General features: G+C 40.5%; 15 protein-coding genes. 5 read left to right on the top strand and 10 right to left on the bottom strand.

Annotation, left to right across the window (positions count from 1 at the left end; genetic code table 11):
* Window positions 1-10: 10 nt before the first annotated feature.
* Entirely contained in the window at window positions 11-658 is a 648-nt protein-coding gene (locus tag ACGHCK_RS02890) for a DUF1129 domain-containing protein (protein WP_202229652.1), read from the bottom strand.
* A 181-nt stretch (window positions 659-839) separates the two neighbouring features.
* Here ACGHCK_RS02890 and rpmB point away from each other — a divergent pair, with 181 nt between their 5' ends.
* Complete coding sequence (rpmB, locus tag ACGHCK_RS02885) at window positions 840-1,034, top strand: 50S ribosomal protein L28 (RefSeq protein ID WP_003133678.1); 195 nt, start codon at window positions 840-842, stop codon at window positions 1,032-1,034.
* A gap of 219 nt (window positions 1,035-1,253) precedes the next feature.
* Here rpmB and ACGHCK_RS02880 read toward each other — a convergent pair whose 3' ends face one another.
* The 4 genes from ACGHCK_RS02880 to ACGHCK_RS02865 form a co-directional block, all read right to left on the bottom strand.
* Window positions 1,254-2,006, bottom strand: coding sequence for an SDR family oxidoreductase (locus ACGHCK_RS02880; RefSeq protein ID WP_271327885.1), 753 nt, complete (start codon window positions 2,004-2,006; stop codon window positions 1,254-1,256).
* A gap of 101 nt (window positions 2,007-2,107) precedes the next feature.
* On the bottom strand, window positions 2,108-2,491 hold the full coding sequence (locus tag ACGHCK_RS02875) for a MerR family transcriptional regulator (protein WP_251420352.1): 384 nt from the start codon (window positions 2,489-2,491) through the stop codon (window positions 2,108-2,110).
* Between the two features lie 521 nt (window positions 2,492-3,012).
* Entirely contained in the window at window positions 3,013-4,776 is a 1,764-nt protein-coding gene (locus tag ACGHCK_RS02870; RefSeq protein WP_251420354.1) for a hypothetical protein, read from the bottom strand.
* A 430-nt stretch (window positions 4,777-5,206) separates the two neighbouring features.
* Window positions 5,207-5,593, bottom strand: a complete 387-nt coding sequence (locus ACGHCK_RS02865; protein ID WP_251420358.1) for a RidA family protein — start codon at window positions 5,591-5,593, stop codon at window positions 5,207-5,209.
* A 320-nt stretch (window positions 5,594-5,913) separates the two neighbouring features.
* On the opposite strand from ACGHCK_RS02865, the gene ACGHCK_RS02860 reads away from it, so the two are divergent.
* The 4 genes from ACGHCK_RS02860 to feoB all read left to right on the top strand — a co-directional run bounded on the left by ACGHCK_RS02860 (window position 5,914) and on the right by feoB (window position 10,798).
* Window positions 5,914-6,276 (top strand): Asp23/Gls24 family envelope stress response protein, encoded by a 363-nt coding sequence (locus ACGHCK_RS02860; RefSeq protein WP_202229754.1) that lies wholly within the window; start codon window positions 5,914-5,916, stop codon window positions 6,274-6,276.
* A complete protein-coding gene (locus ACGHCK_RS02855) occupies window positions 6,276-7,946 on the top strand; it encodes a DAK2 domain-containing protein (RefSeq protein WP_251420360.1) in 1,671 nt (556 codons plus the stop codon). Before ACGHCK_RS02860 ends, ACGHCK_RS02855 begins: the two co-directional genes overlap by 1 nt.
* 272 nt (window positions 7,947-8,218) lie before the next feature.
* A complete protein-coding gene (locus ACGHCK_RS02850) occupies window positions 8,219-8,692 on the top strand; it encodes a FeoA family protein (protein WP_202229642.1) in 474 nt (157 codons plus the stop codon).
* Window positions 8,693-10,798, top strand: a complete 2,106-nt coding sequence (gene feoB, locus ACGHCK_RS02845) for a ferrous iron transport protein B (RefSeq protein ID WP_271327884.1) — start codon at window positions 8,693-8,695, stop codon at window positions 10,796-10,798.
* Window positions 10,799-11,044: 246 nt separating this feature from the next.
* Here the strand turns inward: feoB and ACGHCK_RS02840 are convergent, their stop codons facing one another.
* From ACGHCK_RS02840 to ACGHCK_RS02820, 5 genes are all read right to left on the bottom strand, one after another.
* A complete protein-coding gene (locus tag ACGHCK_RS02840) occupies window positions 11,045-11,947 on the bottom strand; it encodes a prenyltransferase (protein WP_202229638.1) in 903 nt (300 codons plus the stop codon).
* A gap of 2 nt (window positions 11,948-11,949) precedes the next feature.
* Complete coding sequence (locus ACGHCK_RS02835) at window positions 11,950-12,930, bottom strand: polyprenyl synthetase family protein (RefSeq protein WP_202229636.1); 981 nt, start codon at window positions 12,928-12,930, stop codon at window positions 11,950-11,952.
* A 106-nt stretch (window positions 12,931-13,036) separates the two neighbouring features.
* Complete coding sequence (locus ACGHCK_RS02830) at window positions 13,037-13,648, bottom strand: nitroreductase family protein (protein ID WP_251420366.1); 612 nt, start codon at window positions 13,646-13,648, stop codon at window positions 13,037-13,039.
* Window positions 13,649-13,725: 77 nt separating this feature from the next.
* On the bottom strand, window positions 13,726-14,856 hold the full coding sequence (locus ACGHCK_RS02825; RefSeq protein WP_202229632.1) for an aminotransferase: 1,131 nt from the start codon (window positions 14,854-14,856) through the stop codon (window positions 13,726-13,728).
* Window positions 14,857-14,874: 18 nt separating this feature from the next.
* The gene (locus ACGHCK_RS02820) at window positions 14,875-15,366 is read right to left on the bottom strand and encodes a prolyl-tRNA synthetase associated domain-containing protein (RefSeq protein ID WP_251420368.1); all 492 of its coding nucleotides are present in this window, start codon (window positions 15,364-15,366) and stop codon (window positions 14,875-14,877) included.
* Window positions 15,367-15,383 lie beyond the last annotated feature (17 nt).

Below are 15,383 nucleotides of genomic sequence, written 5' to 3'. Positions count from 1 at the left end.
GTTCCTCTGCTTATTTTGTTGGGCGTGCCATAGATGATTGAACGTTAAATCTGCGTTGAATAAGAAAACGAATTCCCATCACAGCTGCTCCAAGAACGATTGTAACATAAGGCGTAAGAACGATATTGATCGACTTAGGGAGTAAAGCGACTAAAACAGATACACCTGCCCAAGCCACCATTGCCAAAGCAAGCATCGCAAAGCCCTTCCCTTTTTTCTGTGCTCTTTGCGCACTGTAAAAGTACTTATACATCCAGTACATCACCAAACCGGCCAAAGCAGATGAGGCAAGCGTTGTTAGAACCCCATAGACACTGGCTTGAGGTTGAAAGAGCCCCATAAGCCCCATCACAACTGAAATTACTCCAAAGAAAAGGAGAGCACTATCTAGCCACATCAAGAAAGGAGATTCGTTTTTCTCTTTTTCCTGATGCTCCGCCTTGTCTTCAATTTTATATTGTGTTGCAAATTCTACAGGCGCGCCCAACAGTTTACGGGCAAGAATTCCTTCTTTTTGGCCTTCAATAATTTTGGGCAAGATTTCATTAAGGATTTCTTTAATTTCCTCATCTGACTTTCCCAGAAGCATCAGTTGTTTTGTGACACTGTGTACATATTCGCTATTTTTTGCAGTGAGTTGCTCGATTAGATTTTCCATACCTCCTATTATATAAAAAAATTAGCGAAATTTGGAAATAAAACTTGATTTTTTTAATAAAAAAATGTTATACTAATCTGGTATGTTATTTTGAGGGTTTCTGTAAGAATTATATTTCAGATCTGAATTTTTAGAGATGCTCTTTAAAAAAAGCATGAAATTTTTAAGGAGGAATCAAATCATGTCAAAAGAATGTTATTTTACTGGTCGTAAGACTGTATCAAGTAATAACCGTTCACATGCGATGAACCAGACTAAACGTGTAGTTAAACCAAATCTTCAAAAAGTTCAAATTCTTGAAAACGGTGAACTCAAAACTGTATGGGCTTCAGCTAAGGCGTTGAAAAAATTGCCTGCAGGCGTTGAGCGTGTATAAGTCGTTTAGATAAATAAAGCCAGTAAATAGGATATTTACTGGTCTTTTTTATTCTGTAAAAAGCTATAAGCGGTAACTGAGCGTTGAACAAATGCAAAAGAGAGGCGAATAAAAAGCGCTCGACTTCAGACTGCCTCCCTTTCTGATTTATATATGCTTTTTTAGAGACTTAAGCTATTTTCTTAAAGTTGGATAGTGTATAGTCTCTTTCCTGACACCTTACCAAGGTTGGCTTGTTGGTCCAACTGTAAACTCACTAATGTTCACATCTTCAGGTTGTTCAAGTGCAAAAGCAACGATACGAGCAATTGCATCAGGGCTAATACCGTGCTTTTCATACAGAGCAGCCATGCCCTCTGATGTCTCTTTATCTGTGATTGTATTGAGCAGCTCCGTGTTGATTGCTGCTGGATAAATGGTTGCCGTACGGATATTAGTGCCTTCCATTGCTGATTCCATGCGCAAGACCTCCATTAATTCACGGACTGCCCATTTTGTTGCACCGTATACACCACTATTAGGATAAGCTTTCAGACCAGCCACTGAACTTGTTGTGATAATATGACCTGATTTTTGTTTGACAAACTCGGGCATAACTGCTGCGATTCCATTGAGTACGCCTTTGAGATTGATGTCGACCATGCTGTTCCACTCGTTGACCTTAAGTGCTGAAAGTGGACTACTAGGCATGATACCTGCATTGAGGAAAATCGCATCAACCTTGCCGTACTTTTCTTTTGCAAAAGCAACGAGTGCAGCATTTTCCTCTGCAGAAGTAACATCGGTAACCTTGTAGTCAACTGAAGCACTTTGCCCTGTCAGTTTTTCTTTTAGCATTGCCAGACGATCTTCACGTCGTGCAGCAAGTACTAAACTTGCTCCTTTTTCTGCAAGAAGTTTCGCTGTAGCCTCACCAATTCCACTTGAAGCTCCAGTAATGATGACAACTTTATCTTTAAGTGAGTTAGACATTTGATTCTCCTTTTCTTAATTTATACATCCATTATAAACCTTGAAGTGAACTCCAAGTCAAGAAAAAGGTTATCAGCAACGAAAAAGTTCTAGCGATACCGCTAGAACTCCTGATTTTCAAGATTTTCTTCAATTGTGTTCATGACTTCATCATAATGTTCCAATTTATAAATCAAATAGTTGTACGCACGCTGTTTTTCCTCAATCTCCAGCTTAAGTTGAGCCGCTTGTTGTCGGAGGATTTCTTTACGTATTTCAACATCACCATTTTCAATGACTAATTTCATGTAGCGTGTCAGTGGTTCTATTTTCACCCCTGCATCACGCATATGCTTCACAAACTGTAAGGCTTGGATGTCACGGTCTGTAAAATGACGTAAACCATTTTCTTTACGCGCAATTTTTGGAATTAATCCAATTTTCTCATAATATCTGATGTTATCTGCTTTAATACCTGATAACTCGGCAGCTTTCTTTATATTCATAATCTTTTAATGCTCTTTGTGAAATAACTATATATTATGCCTCTATTATAGCATTTTTAGTATCTTTACTTCTACATCAAATAAAGTTTACTGAACGTATCATTACACCTAATGACGGACGCTGCGTTTTCCATTTGCTCTTTTTACACATAACTTCATCTCAATAACAATTAACCAAAGTAGAATAAAATAATTTATGAACAGCCCCTGTTAAAAGTTACGCGCTGGTTTTTGTCTTATTCTAATCCTGTTCAATTATTTTTTATATCTTTTGAAGGAATAAATTAAAAAGCACTTATGATAGAGATAAAAAAGGCCTTGTTTCAAGCAAGACCTATCTGGCCAAATAAAAGCTGGCAGCAATGCTATATTCTAAGAAGCTTTACTCTAAAGTCCGGCGGTTCTTATTTTTACGGTTTTTCAACCAAAAACATCTCACAAGTCCTAAGAGCTTGTACTGCCTCCCCTAAAGCTAGGCAGAAAACTCTCACGCTAGAGGTGCCTTCTCTCGTGTACAGTCTCTAAAATCCGGAAGTCCATGCACCGTCTTGGTCGCGGAGGATGAGATTAGCTGTTTGTAAAACTCCCGAATCCGTAATAGGGCTATTAGTAGCAATAATAAATGAACCTGCTACACCTACTCCAGGTATTATAACCCATGGATGAGTGGAGCTGAATAGTGTACGAAGCTGCCAGAGAGCGCTTCTTGAAGCCATGGTTGGAAAAGCCTTCCCCGGTCCCGAAAGATGATTGACTTCTGCTACAGAAAGGGCAAAGGCCTTCTTCTCGCCGTTAGGGTCAACTTCCGCAAAGTCATTTTTCAAAGCAGCCGTAAAGGCTGGATGTTCAAAGTCTAAAATAAAGGCTCGAGGTGTTCCTACAATTGGTATGGCTGCACTTACAGAATTTCCGTTGGGCGTTATCCATGAAGAGTCATTAATCATCGCATCTGGTCCTGTCCCTGTAAACTCTTTTTGCACAGGTTGAACTTGACGGCGAACAACACTCGGCAGATTATCATGCCAGTTTTTCATATTATTATCTAAAGTTGAACCATTATAGCTGTCTACACCCGCATTGGTATTCCATGCACTATTAATTTGATGAGCTGTTGTCATGACCAGATGATTTCCATCCCCCTTATTCTCAAGATAGCGGTATTGCGTGCCACGCATAGAGAAAATCTGTCCCGGCTCCATCTCACCAAGGATAGGTAAGCCATTACGCACTTCATCCACTAACTGCTTGGCAAGGTCACTGTGGTTTTCTGGGGCTTCCTCCCAAAGGGCAGACACATCACCATCTGTGTTGGCGACCATATTGGCAACGGCCTTAATCCCGTAATAATAATCTCCCCGAATCCCGCTCGTAGAAAAATTAGCCTGATCGAGGAGGAAAGAGGTCGCTTCCTCTGGGAAGAGCAGATTGGCCCAGTAAGCCCAACCTGTCTGGGGATCCACCACCCAGAAGTTCCCCACACGATCTTGCACTGGCAGGGCATTCCACTGGCTGAGCAACATGACCGGCTGGTCTTGGATGACGGTCTGGCAAGCCGTGTGTGTCCCGTCTTCTGTATCGGGCGGTGTCCCTAAAATCGAAGTAGCTGTGCTGCCGTTGGTCCAGTAGCCATCTGTCCCGTTTCCGGGATGAGTGACCCCTGTGGCATCTGCTCCGGCATTGGTTCCATCAGGACTGGCTGAAGTATCGGCCTCTTCTCCCGACTGGGTCCAGTCACGTCCGTCGCCTGCAGCAGCTGTCTTGTGGTTATCGCGGGCACGGTTAAAGGTCGGCATGAAGTAAGGAGCATTCAGCTGACCTGAGCCGTCTGTGGCTGCGCGGGGATTCCAACCGACGGTCCAGCGGGCACGGGCGTTGAAGACGGCACCCGGTCCGACACGTTGGCCGACTGTGTTGCCTGAGGCTTCCGGTGTCCAAGGGGTCCATGTGCCCGTGTCTTCCTTGATGGGTTGGACTGCGTTGCCCTCTGCCACCTCTTGTGGGTCAGCTTGGACTAAGGACTCGCCATTGATTTCCATGTATTCGAGGAGCTTAACGCGCACCAAGATAGGCGCATCGCCAAAGTTCTCCGCAAAGACATCCTTGTTGCCTGAGGCCCGGTCAAAGTAGTCGTGCAAGCGGCCGACTTCTTCAAAGTTAATATTGCCACTGCGGTCATTGATGGCCCTCTGTGTGAAGGAGAACCATGCGAAGGTGCCTGAGATGAGCAGCAGGACCGACAATATGGCTAAAAGGATTCCTAGTTTTTTCCTGTTTGTTGAGTGCATGTCACACTTCCTCTTTTCTTTTTATGTTCTAAGGGTTAATATGATATTCTTATGCATTTTAGTGCATGATAGGCTAGCGCACGGCAAAAAACGTCCCAGTCATCCGGAACGTTTTGGTGCATACGAAAAAGAAGGGGAATCTACCGCCTGTTTGTTGTGTTGTGTTGTGTTGTGTTGTGTTGTGTTGTGTTGTGTTGCCTGATTATAAGTCATTGGGGGTGTTTCTCCAAATACAATGGTATCTCTCGTCATATTTTAACATGTTACTTAATATTTATGAAACGTTATCATAATGTTTTGTTACATTGTTCTTGGAGAGACGACCATAAAAAAAATTAAAAACGCTCAGCCACGTACAAAAATGTCGTGATTGAGCAGTTTTAGTTAAAATCAGATAAGATTTTATTTCTTTTCCAGCCTCTTATACATTTTACCCTATCTTTTGAGCAACCACTTCAATCTCGATAAGTGCGCCCATAGGCAACTCTCCAACTTCAAACGCCGTTCTGGAAGGAAAACTTCCTGTAAAGTAGCTTTTATATACTTGATCGAAGCTTGCAAAGTCTTTGATGTTTTTTAAATAAACTGTCGTTTTTACAATGTTTTCTAATGAAGACTTGTTATCTTCTAAAATGTATTTCACATTATTCATCGACTGCTTTGTCTGCTCTTCTATACTATCTGGAAAGTCTATTTTATTTGTTTTACCATTGATAGGCAATTGCCCAGAAGTAAAAATTAAATTGCCTACTTCTGTGGCTGGGGAATAACTTCCTACAGCTTGAGGTAATTTTTCACTTGAAATTCTTTTCAACATACCGGCTCCTTCTTGTAATTTATGTCTCTTTTTTAATAAAAACGAAACACTCAGAAACAAATATAGTATACTACACCTCCCTGAAAAAGTAAAGGTTTTCATATTTCATGTTTATATATCCCAAGAAGTCGCATCATCTTTTAAGAATTTTACTGGAAGCCTTCTCCTAAAACAAGGGATACTCAGATCACTAATCAGGAAAAAGTGACTAAAAAGCCAATAAAACAACTGTTCTATTTTACAAAATTATGGTAGAATGAAGTGATACATAAATTATTATGGAGGAAAGTGCTGTGAAATTCAGCAGCACGCATATGAAAATGACCGTTACTATTAATACTCAACATGGTAATGTTGACATTGCAACAGACGTTATCGCTACTGTTGTTGGTGCAAGCACTACTGAAATTTTCGGCGTTGTCGGCATGACAAGTAAAAATGCTGTGAAAGACAACTTCCGTAATATCCTCGGACAAGAAAACTATTCTAAAGGTGTTGTCGTAACGACAGCAGATAATCAAACAACCATTGGTGTTTATGTCGTTGTCAGCTATGGTGTCAAAATTAGCGAAGTTGCCAAAAACATCCAAGAACGTATCCGTTTTAATCTGGAAAATCAACTTGGCATTGCAGCAGCTAAGGTCAATGTATATGTACAAAATGTGAAGGTGGTTGAAGACTAGTGTCAAATATTAACGCAAGTAAATTTCAAGAAATGATTCAGGCGGCAGCAAGTCGCCTTAACGAACAAGCTGAATACGTCAATTCTCTTAACGTCTTTCCTGTCCCAGACGGTGATACGGGAACAAATATGGGGATGACAATCACAAATGGCGCCAAAGATGTTGCTGAAAAACCAGCCGAAACTGTTGGTCAAGTTGCTCAAATTCTTTCCAAAGGTTTGCTTATGGGCGCACGTGGCAACTCTGGAGTTATCCTTAGTCAAATCTTCCGTGGCTTTGCACAATATGCAAAGGATTACGATGAACTTGACGGTATCCATTTGGCAAATGCCTTGCAAAGCGGTGTAGAAGTAGCTTACAAAGCTGTTATGAAACCTGTCGAAGGAACTATCTTGACTGTTTCTCGTGGTGCTGCCGAGCTCGCAAACCGTAAGACAAACGAAACAGATGATGCTATAGCAGTTATGGAAGCTGCCCTTGAAGGAGCTAAGATTGCTTTAGCTAAAACTCCAGATATGCTTCCTGTCCTTAAAGAAGTTGGCGTTGTTGACTCAGGCGGTCAAGGTCTAGTCTACATCTATGAAGGCTTCTTGATGGCTCTCAATGGGGAATTTGTTCCTGAAAATCCTGAGCAAGGTTTGGGCGCTATGGAGCGCATGATTAACCTTGAACATGAGGCTGAAACCAGTGTGGCTGGTGCCTCTACAAGCGATATCAAATACGGCTACTGTACAGAAATTATGGTAGAGCTTGGTCAAGGACCAACAGTGCGCGAAAGTTATGATCACGATAATTTCCAAGCCTACTTGGCGGGGATCGGTAATTCGCTCTTAGTGGTTGATGATGACGAGATCGTAAAAGTCCATGTGCATACTGAAGACCCTGGTTTAGTGATGCAAGAAGGACTCAAATACGGTCGCCTCGTTAAAGTTAAAGTAGATAACATGCGCCTGCAAAACGAGGGCGTTGCTGAAAAGGAAAAAGCAAACAACATCAGTACCTCAACTTCTAAATCTGACTGGGGATTGATTGCTATTGCTGCGGGAGAAGGTCTCGCCGATATTTTCCGTGAAATGGGAGTCCAACACGTCGTTTCTGGCGGACAAACAATGAACCCTTCAACAGAGGACATCCTCAAAGCTATTGATGCTGTGAATGCCGAAAAAGTAATTATTTTACCTAATAACAAAAATATTTTCATGGCAGCTAAATCTGCTGCTGAAGTTGCAGATATTCCTGTTGAAGTGATTGAAACCGCAACCATTCCACAAGGTTTCACCGCTCTACTCAGCTTTGACCCAACAAAATCTATTGAAGATAACAAAACAAGCATGACTGCTGCTCTAGCAGATGTACAATCTGGTTCAGTGACACAAGCCATCCGCGATACAAATATTGATGGTATCGAAATACACAAAAAAGATACTCTCGGTATGGTCAATAATAAAATCGTCGCTTCAACCAAGAAAATGAACGATGCCATCTTTGCTTCTTTCGAAAAAATGATTGATGAAGACAGCGAAATCGCAGCAATCTATATCGGAGAAGACGGTAAAAAATCAAACGCTGAACGCATCGCCAAAGAGCTAGAAAAACGCTATCCTGAACTCGAGGTAGAGATTCATGAAGGAAAACAGCCTGTTTACCCTTATATCTTCTCTGTAGAGTAAATCCAATAAAAAAACTTGCCTTTAATTATGATAAACAGTGCCTGCTAAAATGGATACGGTAAAAATACCATAACTACCATTTAGATAGGCTTTCCGTTTTAAGGCAAGTTTTTTTATTTGTTTTCACGTGAAACACCGACATCCTCGGTCAAGAAAGTATCACAAACTTTCCACAGCGGAACTCTATACACAATTTCCTCGAAATTACAAGTGATTCGTGTTATACTTAGTGTAATGTCAAATGTATTTTACATTTCGCTGAAGGAGCCCGCATGAAAACACTGAATACAGCCCGAATTGGTCAAATATATTACATCGATAAAATTTTAAAATCCGCACATGCTGGAAAATTACGGGAACTTGGTTTTTCATCAGATAAAGAAATCGTCCTACTTTCTCTTGATGGAGAAAATGCTCTTTTAAAAATCGGTGACACGCGCCTAGCCTTAAGTAACTTCTACTTGCAAGATATTGTGATTAAAAATGAACAATCCGAAGAGAACTTATCTTCTCTTTCATCCTTGACTACTGGGCAGACCGGAGTCGTTCGCTTTATTGACTGTCAAGGAGAAATGAAACGCCGCTTAATGGATATGGGCATTACACGCGGTACGCACATTACCGTTCATAAGCTTGCCCCTCTAGGCGATCCTATGGAACTTCATCTCCGAGGTTATGCTCTCTCTTTACGAAAAATTGATGCCGAAAAGATAAAAATAGTAATCCCCAATCAAGAGGAAATATAGATGACCAAAATTGCCTTAATCGGAAATCCCAATAGTGGAAAAACCAGTATTTTCAACATATTGACCGGAAGCAATCAACAAGTCGGAAACTGGCCTGGTGTCACAGTAGAATGTAAAACTGGGCGTTATAAAAAAGACAAAACCATTGCTATTCAAGACCTTCCTGGAACTTATTCACTCTCACCTTATACCTTGGAAGAGCAGGTTACACGGAACTATCTTAGAGAAACCCCACCAGATATTCTCCTTAATATTATAGATGCTACTAATTTGGAGCGTTCTCTCTACCTTACATTACAGCTTATGGAGTTTAACATTCCTATAGTTATTGCTCTAAACATGAGTGATTTACTGGAATATCAAGGAAAGAAGATAGACAAAGAAAAACTCTCTTATATGTTGGGGGTACCTGTTGTACCCACAAGTGCTCTAAAAAATCGTGGCTTGGATGAGGTTATACGGATTGCTTGCCAGCCTTTGGAGATTCACCCTCTGGACTACGACCACCGTCTTGAAAGTGCCTTAGCAGAGATTGGACAAATTTGCCCTCATGCAGAGAATCGTTTTGAACAAATCAAACTCTTTGAAGGGGATACCTTAGCTTTAGAAAGTCTTAGTGATACTCAAAGAAAAGAATTGAATAATATTGTTGCAATAACCGAGAAAATAATGGGAGATGATCATGAATCTATCATCGTCAATGAACGTTATGATTTAATCGGACAAATTGTAGGCCTTGTCGTTACAAGTAATAGTAACGGGCGCCTTAACCTAACGGATAGGATAGACAGTATCGTCACCAATAAATGGTTGGGGCTCCCTATTTTTATCTTTGTCATGTGGTTGGTCTACTTCTTGGCTATTCAAGTTATTGGTACACCTGCCAGTGATTGGTTAAATGATAATTTTTTTGGCAGTTTTCTGCCCAACACGCTTCGTCAAATGATGGACTATTGGGCTATTGTTCCTTGGGTACAGTCACTTCTCCTCGACGGTGTCCTTGCCGGAATTGGAGCTATTTTAGGTTTTGTCCCCCAAATTTTTATTCTCTTTCTTTTATTGGGCTTTCTTGAAGATTCAGGATATATGGCACGTGTGGCATTTGTCATGGACCGCATCTTTAGACGGTTTGGTTTATCTGGAAAATCCTTCATCCCAATGTTAATTTCTTCTGGATGTGGCGTTCCTGGAATCATGGCCACGCGCACAATTGAACAGGAGCGTGATCGAAAAATCACGATTATGGTCACAACCTTTATGCCTTGTTCGGCAAAATTGCCGATTATTGCTTTGGTTTCTGGCGCATTTTTTCACTCCACCAGTTGGGTAGCTCCTAGTGCCTACTTTTTAGGCATGGCGATGATTATCCTTTCAGGAATCATATTAAAAAAGACCAAAATGTTTGCTGGTGATACCTCTGCCTTCATTATGGAACTCCCTACTTATCATCTGCCTCATTTTCCTACAGTCTTAAAGTATGCTTTTGACCGTGGTCTCAGCTTTATTAAACGTGCTGGAACTATTATATTTGCCCTTAATGTCTGTCTTTGGTTCTTGTCCAATTATAGTTTTACCTTGGCGCAAGTTGAACCGGGGGAATCAATATTGGCCACATTAGGAGGTTACTTGAGTATTATCTTTGCTCCTCTGGGCTTCGGAGAGTGGAAAGCAACTGTCGCAACCTTGACCGGCCTTATCGCAAAGGAAACCATCGTTGGGACGATGAGTCAATTGTATGCGCAGGGTGCAGATGCAGAAAATAATGGCAGAGCCATTTGGACAGCTTTACAAAGCAGTTATACCTCTCTTGCAGCTTACTCTTTACTTGTCTTTAATCTTTTATGTGCACCATGTATCGCTGCTATATCTGCTATTTATAAGGAAATGGGTGACGTAAAATGGACTTTACGCGCTGTTGGCTTTCAAACGGCTATTGCATATAGTATGAGTTTCATTATTTATCAGATCGGTTTTTCCGTCCTTGAAAAAACCTTTAATATCAGCACTTTATCTGCGCTACTTCTCATGATTTTTGGAAGTTATCTCATTTTCCGTAAACCAAAAATTACACTAAATAAGGAGGAACATTCTCTTGAACTTAGCTAGTAGTATTCTTTTAGTTATTATTTTAACCGCCACCTTCTTTTCTATTCGCAAAACAGTCCGTGGTAAAGGAGCGTGCGATGATTGTGCCACAACAACCTGTCCCGTCAAAGGTGTTTCTGCACTGGAAACATCAGCGAAAACAGAGTGCTGTGACTAGCAAAAAAGCCTTCTTAACTGAAAGGCTTTTTTAGGGTTCTGTGACACATCTTGTGGGATTTATTATGGAACTTTTTTTGCTTCATTAGTTTAAATAGCTAAAGATACAAGCATCAAGATTGTCTGGGTAAAAGAGAAGATGAGCAGGATTTTCACTGAAATAATGAATGTTTCTTTTTTTACCTGCCTTTGTAAGTAAGGTCTGGCCTGTTTTACGATAAAAGGTAAAAGCAAGAAGAGCATCAGCATAAGCGGGGAAATCAATCTTAGAACAACAGCAGCAACAATAGAAATATAAGCTACAACGATACTCATCGTCCACCAGCGCAACGCATTCTTTCTGCCAATATAATACACAATGGTGTAACGATGATTGGCTTCGTCTTCTTCCAAATCGCAGGTATTATTGGCCAACATCAGGTTTGAAATCAGCAATGTACTTGGCAAGGCAACGAGAAAGGTTGACCCCAAACTTTCAAAGTCCCAGATAAAAACCGCACTCGTATTAATATATACACAAATCAGAAAAATCAAATAGCCCATTGTTAAACCGCTCGCCAACTCGCCCACCGGTAAACTTGATAGTGGTTTCGGACCTGCAGAGTAAAAAATCCCTACAAAATAGCAAAAGAGTCCGAGCCAAAAGACAGGCCAACCCACCAGCCAAGCTACGATTAACCCTAATAACAAGGAGAGAGAAAAGAAGGACATGAGCAATGTACGTATTGTCTTAAGAGACAGATTTTCTCTCCCAATAATATTGGTATTTTTCTTATAATCTTCCGTGTCCACAGCCTTATGATAGTCATTATAATTGTCCCATATGTCTACAAAACAGTTGAAACAGAACATAGCGATAAAGTAGAGGAACAAAGGGAAGAAGTTGGCCGTCTGGTAATGATAGAGTGAGTAAGCCAATCCCAATAAAAAAGGAAAAACGCTGGCTGCTTTAGCTTTCAACTCAATGAGTTCAGCAAATGTTTTAAAATTCATTTTTAATAATTTCTTTGTAATAAAGTTTGAGTAACTTCCTTTAAAATCTCACGATTACGAGATTGGGGAAGTTTTTCAATTTCTAAAAGCGCTTGGTTCGTGAGATGTTTGGCTAAAAATAAACTTCCTGTAATGCCACCCAGATCCGCTACCAACTGCGAAAACTGGATACATTCCTCACGGCTGAGACCGTCTGAGGCTACCAGATAGGGTAAAACCTGTTCAGGTGCTTCCTCTTTTGCTAAAAGCAGAGGCAATGTGTAGATTCCCTGTCTAAAGTCCGTCAGTATAGGCTTATCAGCCTCCTCTAAACCTACAGTAAAGTTCAAAACATCATCATATATTTGGAAGGCCAAACCGATAGCCAAACCGATTTTTCGAGCTGACCGTTGCATCTGCTTATCTCCGCCTGAAAAATATGCCCCTTCCAAACAAGCCAGACTCAACAATTCTGCCGTTTTACCGCTTATTGCCTTAAGATAGTGTCGGATGCTGTTATCTGCATTAAACGCTGACTGCATTTGAGTCAGTTCACCTTGCAGTATTTTTTTCATTGACTTTGCATTTCTAGGTAAAAATGGCGTGTCTGCCATCGTCTCGCAAAGTAGTTCAAAATACACTGTATAGATAAAATCACCTGTATACACAGCAACATCTTTACCAAACTGAGCCTCCACACTTGGTAAACCTCGGCGTAAAGGCGAATCATCGATGATATCATCATGAATCAAGGTCGCTGAGTGCAGCAACTCCAAGCTAGCCGCTATTTTAAGCAAGCGCTCTTCGTCTTGGTTGCCCTCTTTTAATAAGCCAGAAAATAGAAAAAAAAGCGCTGGACGAACCATTTTACCTCCGCGTGTCGTAAACTTTTGCAATGCATCACGTATGTCTGCATTATTTACTGACAAACGTTCCGCCATCAAAGTCTGTACTGCGATAAGTTTTCCTCTAATTTCAGGATAGTCCTGCCAAAAATCTAGCACTTTTTCCTTCGCTCCCTAATATATCTATCATTTTTATGTCTCTATTATTCTAGCAAATTTCACCTTAGATTTCGATATAAACGACTCCAGTTTTTCTTACAAATGCTTAACGAATCTCAATAATGTTTTGCTGTGGCAAGCGATAACTTGCTTCACCTTTAGACTCTGATGTTCCAAGGACAACCAGCAGTTCTGGACGATAACGTTTATCAACTTCAAGAATTTCGTTCACACGCTCTGTACGATCAAAACCAAGAATGACATTTCCTTCATACCCTCTATTTTTGATGGCATACATGAGATTCATTGTCACAAAGCCTATATTCAAGGATAGGTAGCTTGCCTCCATCAGCTCATCCATGCTTTCAAACATTTGTGGATAACGACTATTAAAACGTTGCAATTGCTCGCTGTCAAGTTCTCCAGCTCCTATGCGAGCAATTTCGCTTGAGCGTTCTGAAAGATTTGTATCACTAAAAATAGCAATAACAGCTCCCGCTTCTTTAACCTGCTGCCCATTCTTTCCCTTAACTTCTGATAAAAGCGCTTGACGCTTCTGCTGACTTTCTATAATCACAAAATGCCAAGGTTGGATGTTATGCGCAGAAGGTGCTAAGCTCGCAGCAGAGATAATCTGTTTCACATCTACTGTCGGTATTTTTTTACCGTCAAATGTTTTTACAGCGTGGCGTTCTTTATTAATTTTTACAAAATCCATGGAAATCCTCCTTTCATTATTGTACCAAATTTGGAAATTTTTGGTATAGAAAAAGAGGCTCAAAGCCTCTTATTATCTTATTTGTCATATTCTCGCAAAAATTGAGATAAAGCAGCTAAGCCCTCGCGTAAGGTCGCTTCGTTTGTACAATACCCTAATCTTGCATAGCCCGGTAAGTCAAACCTATTTCCCGGAACTAAAAGAACTCCCTTGCTTTTTAGTAATTCTATGCAAAATTCTTCCGTTTTTTCTGGATCCAATTCTTCAAATTTTACAAAGCTTGTCGAAACAGACTTTGGATATATCATTGAAACCAAGGGTTCATTTTCAACCCACTCACGCAAGATTTCGAGGTTCTTATTTACAATTGCTTTATTACGTGCAAGAACTTTGTCCCGATGCTTTAAAACCAAAGTTCCCAAGGCATCATCAAAAACGCCACAGCAAATCATTGTATAATCCCTATATTTCCGAAACACATCGGTCAGTTTTTCGTCCTGAGTTGCTACCCAGCCCAGGCGCACACCTGGAACAGAGTAAGTTTTAGACAAAGAATTGGTGGAAATCCCTTTCTCATACAAGTCAGCAATGGGTACATAGTCCTCTGAGTCATCTAATGGTAAATAAACTTCATCAACTAATACATAAGCACCAACCGTCTTAGCCAAGTCTACTACTTCTTGCAAAAATGCACGGTTTAATGTCGTTCCTGTGGGGTTGTTGGCATTATTCAGACAAATCATCTTGGTGTTTGGTCGCATCATCTGGCGTAACTCTTCTAGACGAGGGTACCAATTTTCACGCTCATAGATCTGCCAGAAATCAACTTCTGCTCCCAAAGACCGAGGAATATCATAGAGCTGCTGATAGCTTGGGTATTCTGCAATAACATGATCCCCCGGCTCAATCAGGCTATACAGTACGAGATGATTTGCACCAGTTGCTCCATTTGTTGCTAAGATATTTTCTGCAGGAACATCAGTATAAAGTTTAGCCACTTCTTTTTTAAATTCAGGAGACCCCTCAATCCAGCCATAATTGAATTTCTCCTGCATAAGAGCCGACATAAAGCCTTGCCCCTTATCCGCTTCTAAATCTAATATCTCTTGCAGGGTCATAGATGAAATCGTTGACTGTGCAATATCATATACTGCTGACTTTTCCCACACATTAAGCCATTCTTCAACTCCAAAACCATTTATTTTCATAAGCTACTCCTCCATATCTCAAAAATCAATTATAGCATAAGTATATCCTTGTGACTCCAGTATTTTAAAGCAATCTTCCATAGGAAAGAATATTGTCTTTGTATTGTCATTTGGATGAAAAGTCATAATGTCATGCTCCTCAAGCATTTCTCGATCAAAGTAAACGTGCATATTATCCATTTTATTATCAACCAAACCATAAATAGAAACAATCCCTGGTTGGAGCCCCAACATGCTTTCTAAGCGTTCTTCTGATGCAAAATGCAGGCGATTTACTCCAAGTACCTCCCCAAGCTTGTTCATCTCCACTCGCTTACTGTCATCCATAATAACCATATAGAATTGCGTGGACTTTTTATTGGCCAAAACTAAAGTTTTCGACCTACACCCTTCATGTCCTTCGATATATTTATCTGATTCTTCTGTAGAATAACTTGCTGGATGTTCCACTATTTGATATGGAATTTTTAGTTTGGCCATCAGCTCTTCTACTTCTCTAAAATTTCTCATTGGCTCCTCCAAATCAT

Origin of the sequence: Lactococcus muris, assembly GCF_042849115.1 — a bacterium.
GTDB lineage: Bacteria > Bacillota > Bacilli > Lactobacillales > Streptococcaceae > Lactococcus > Lactococcus muris.
This window is presented reverse-complemented; position numbering and strand designations above follow the sequence as displayed.

Bases quoted from the DNA above. Each gene is read 5' to 3' on its own strand.
- ACGHCK_RS02865 (WP_251420358.1), bottom strand. From the start codon at position 5,593: ATGTTGAAAAGAATTTCAAGTGAAAAATTACCTCAAGCTGTAGGAAGT.
- ACGHCK_RS02850 (WP_202229642.1), top strand. From the start codon at position 8,219: ATGAAAACACTGAATACAGCCCGAATTGGTCAAATATATTACATCGAT.
- ACGHCK_RS02870 (WP_251420354.1), bottom strand. From the start codon at position 4,776: ATGCACTCAACAAACAGGAAAAAACTAGGAATCCTTTTAGCCATATTG.
- ACGHCK_RS02830 (WP_251420366.1), bottom strand. From the start codon at position 13,648: ATGGATTTTGTAAAAATTAATAAAGAACGCCACGCTGTAAAAACATTT.
- ACGHCK_RS02825 (WP_202229632.1), bottom strand. From the start codon at position 14,856: ATGAAAATAAATGGTTTTGGAGTTGAAGAATGGCTTAATGTGTGGGAA.
- ACGHCK_RS02880 (WP_271327885.1), bottom strand. From the start codon at position 2,006: ATGTCTAACTCACTTAAAGATAAAGTTGTCATCATTACTGGAGCTTCA.
- ACGHCK_RS02875 (WP_251420352.1), bottom strand. From the start codon at position 2,491: ATGAATATAAAGAAAGCTGCCGAGTTATCAGGTATTAAAGCAGATAAC.
- ACGHCK_RS02820 (WP_251420368.1), bottom strand. From the start codon at position 15,366: ATGAGAAATTTTAGAGAAGTAGAAGAGCTGATGGCCAAACTAAAAATT.
- rpmB (WP_003133678.1), top strand. From the start codon at position 840: ATGTCAAAAGAATGTTATTTTACTGGTCGTAAGACTGTATCAAGTAAT.
- feoB (WP_271327884.1), top strand. From the start codon at position 8,693: ATGACCAAAATTGCCTTAATCGGAAATCCCAATAGTGGAAAAACCAGT.
- ACGHCK_RS02890 (WP_202229652.1), bottom strand. From the start codon at position 658: ATGGAAAATCTAATCGAGCAACTCACTGCAAAAAATAGCGAATATGTA.
- ACGHCK_RS02840 (WP_202229638.1), bottom strand. From the start codon at position 11,947: ATGAATTTTAAAACATTTGCTGAACTCATTGAGTTGAAAGCTAAAGCA.
- ACGHCK_RS02860 (WP_202229754.1), top strand. From the start codon at position 5,914: ATGACCGTTACTATTAATACTCAACATGGTAATGTTGACATTGCAACA.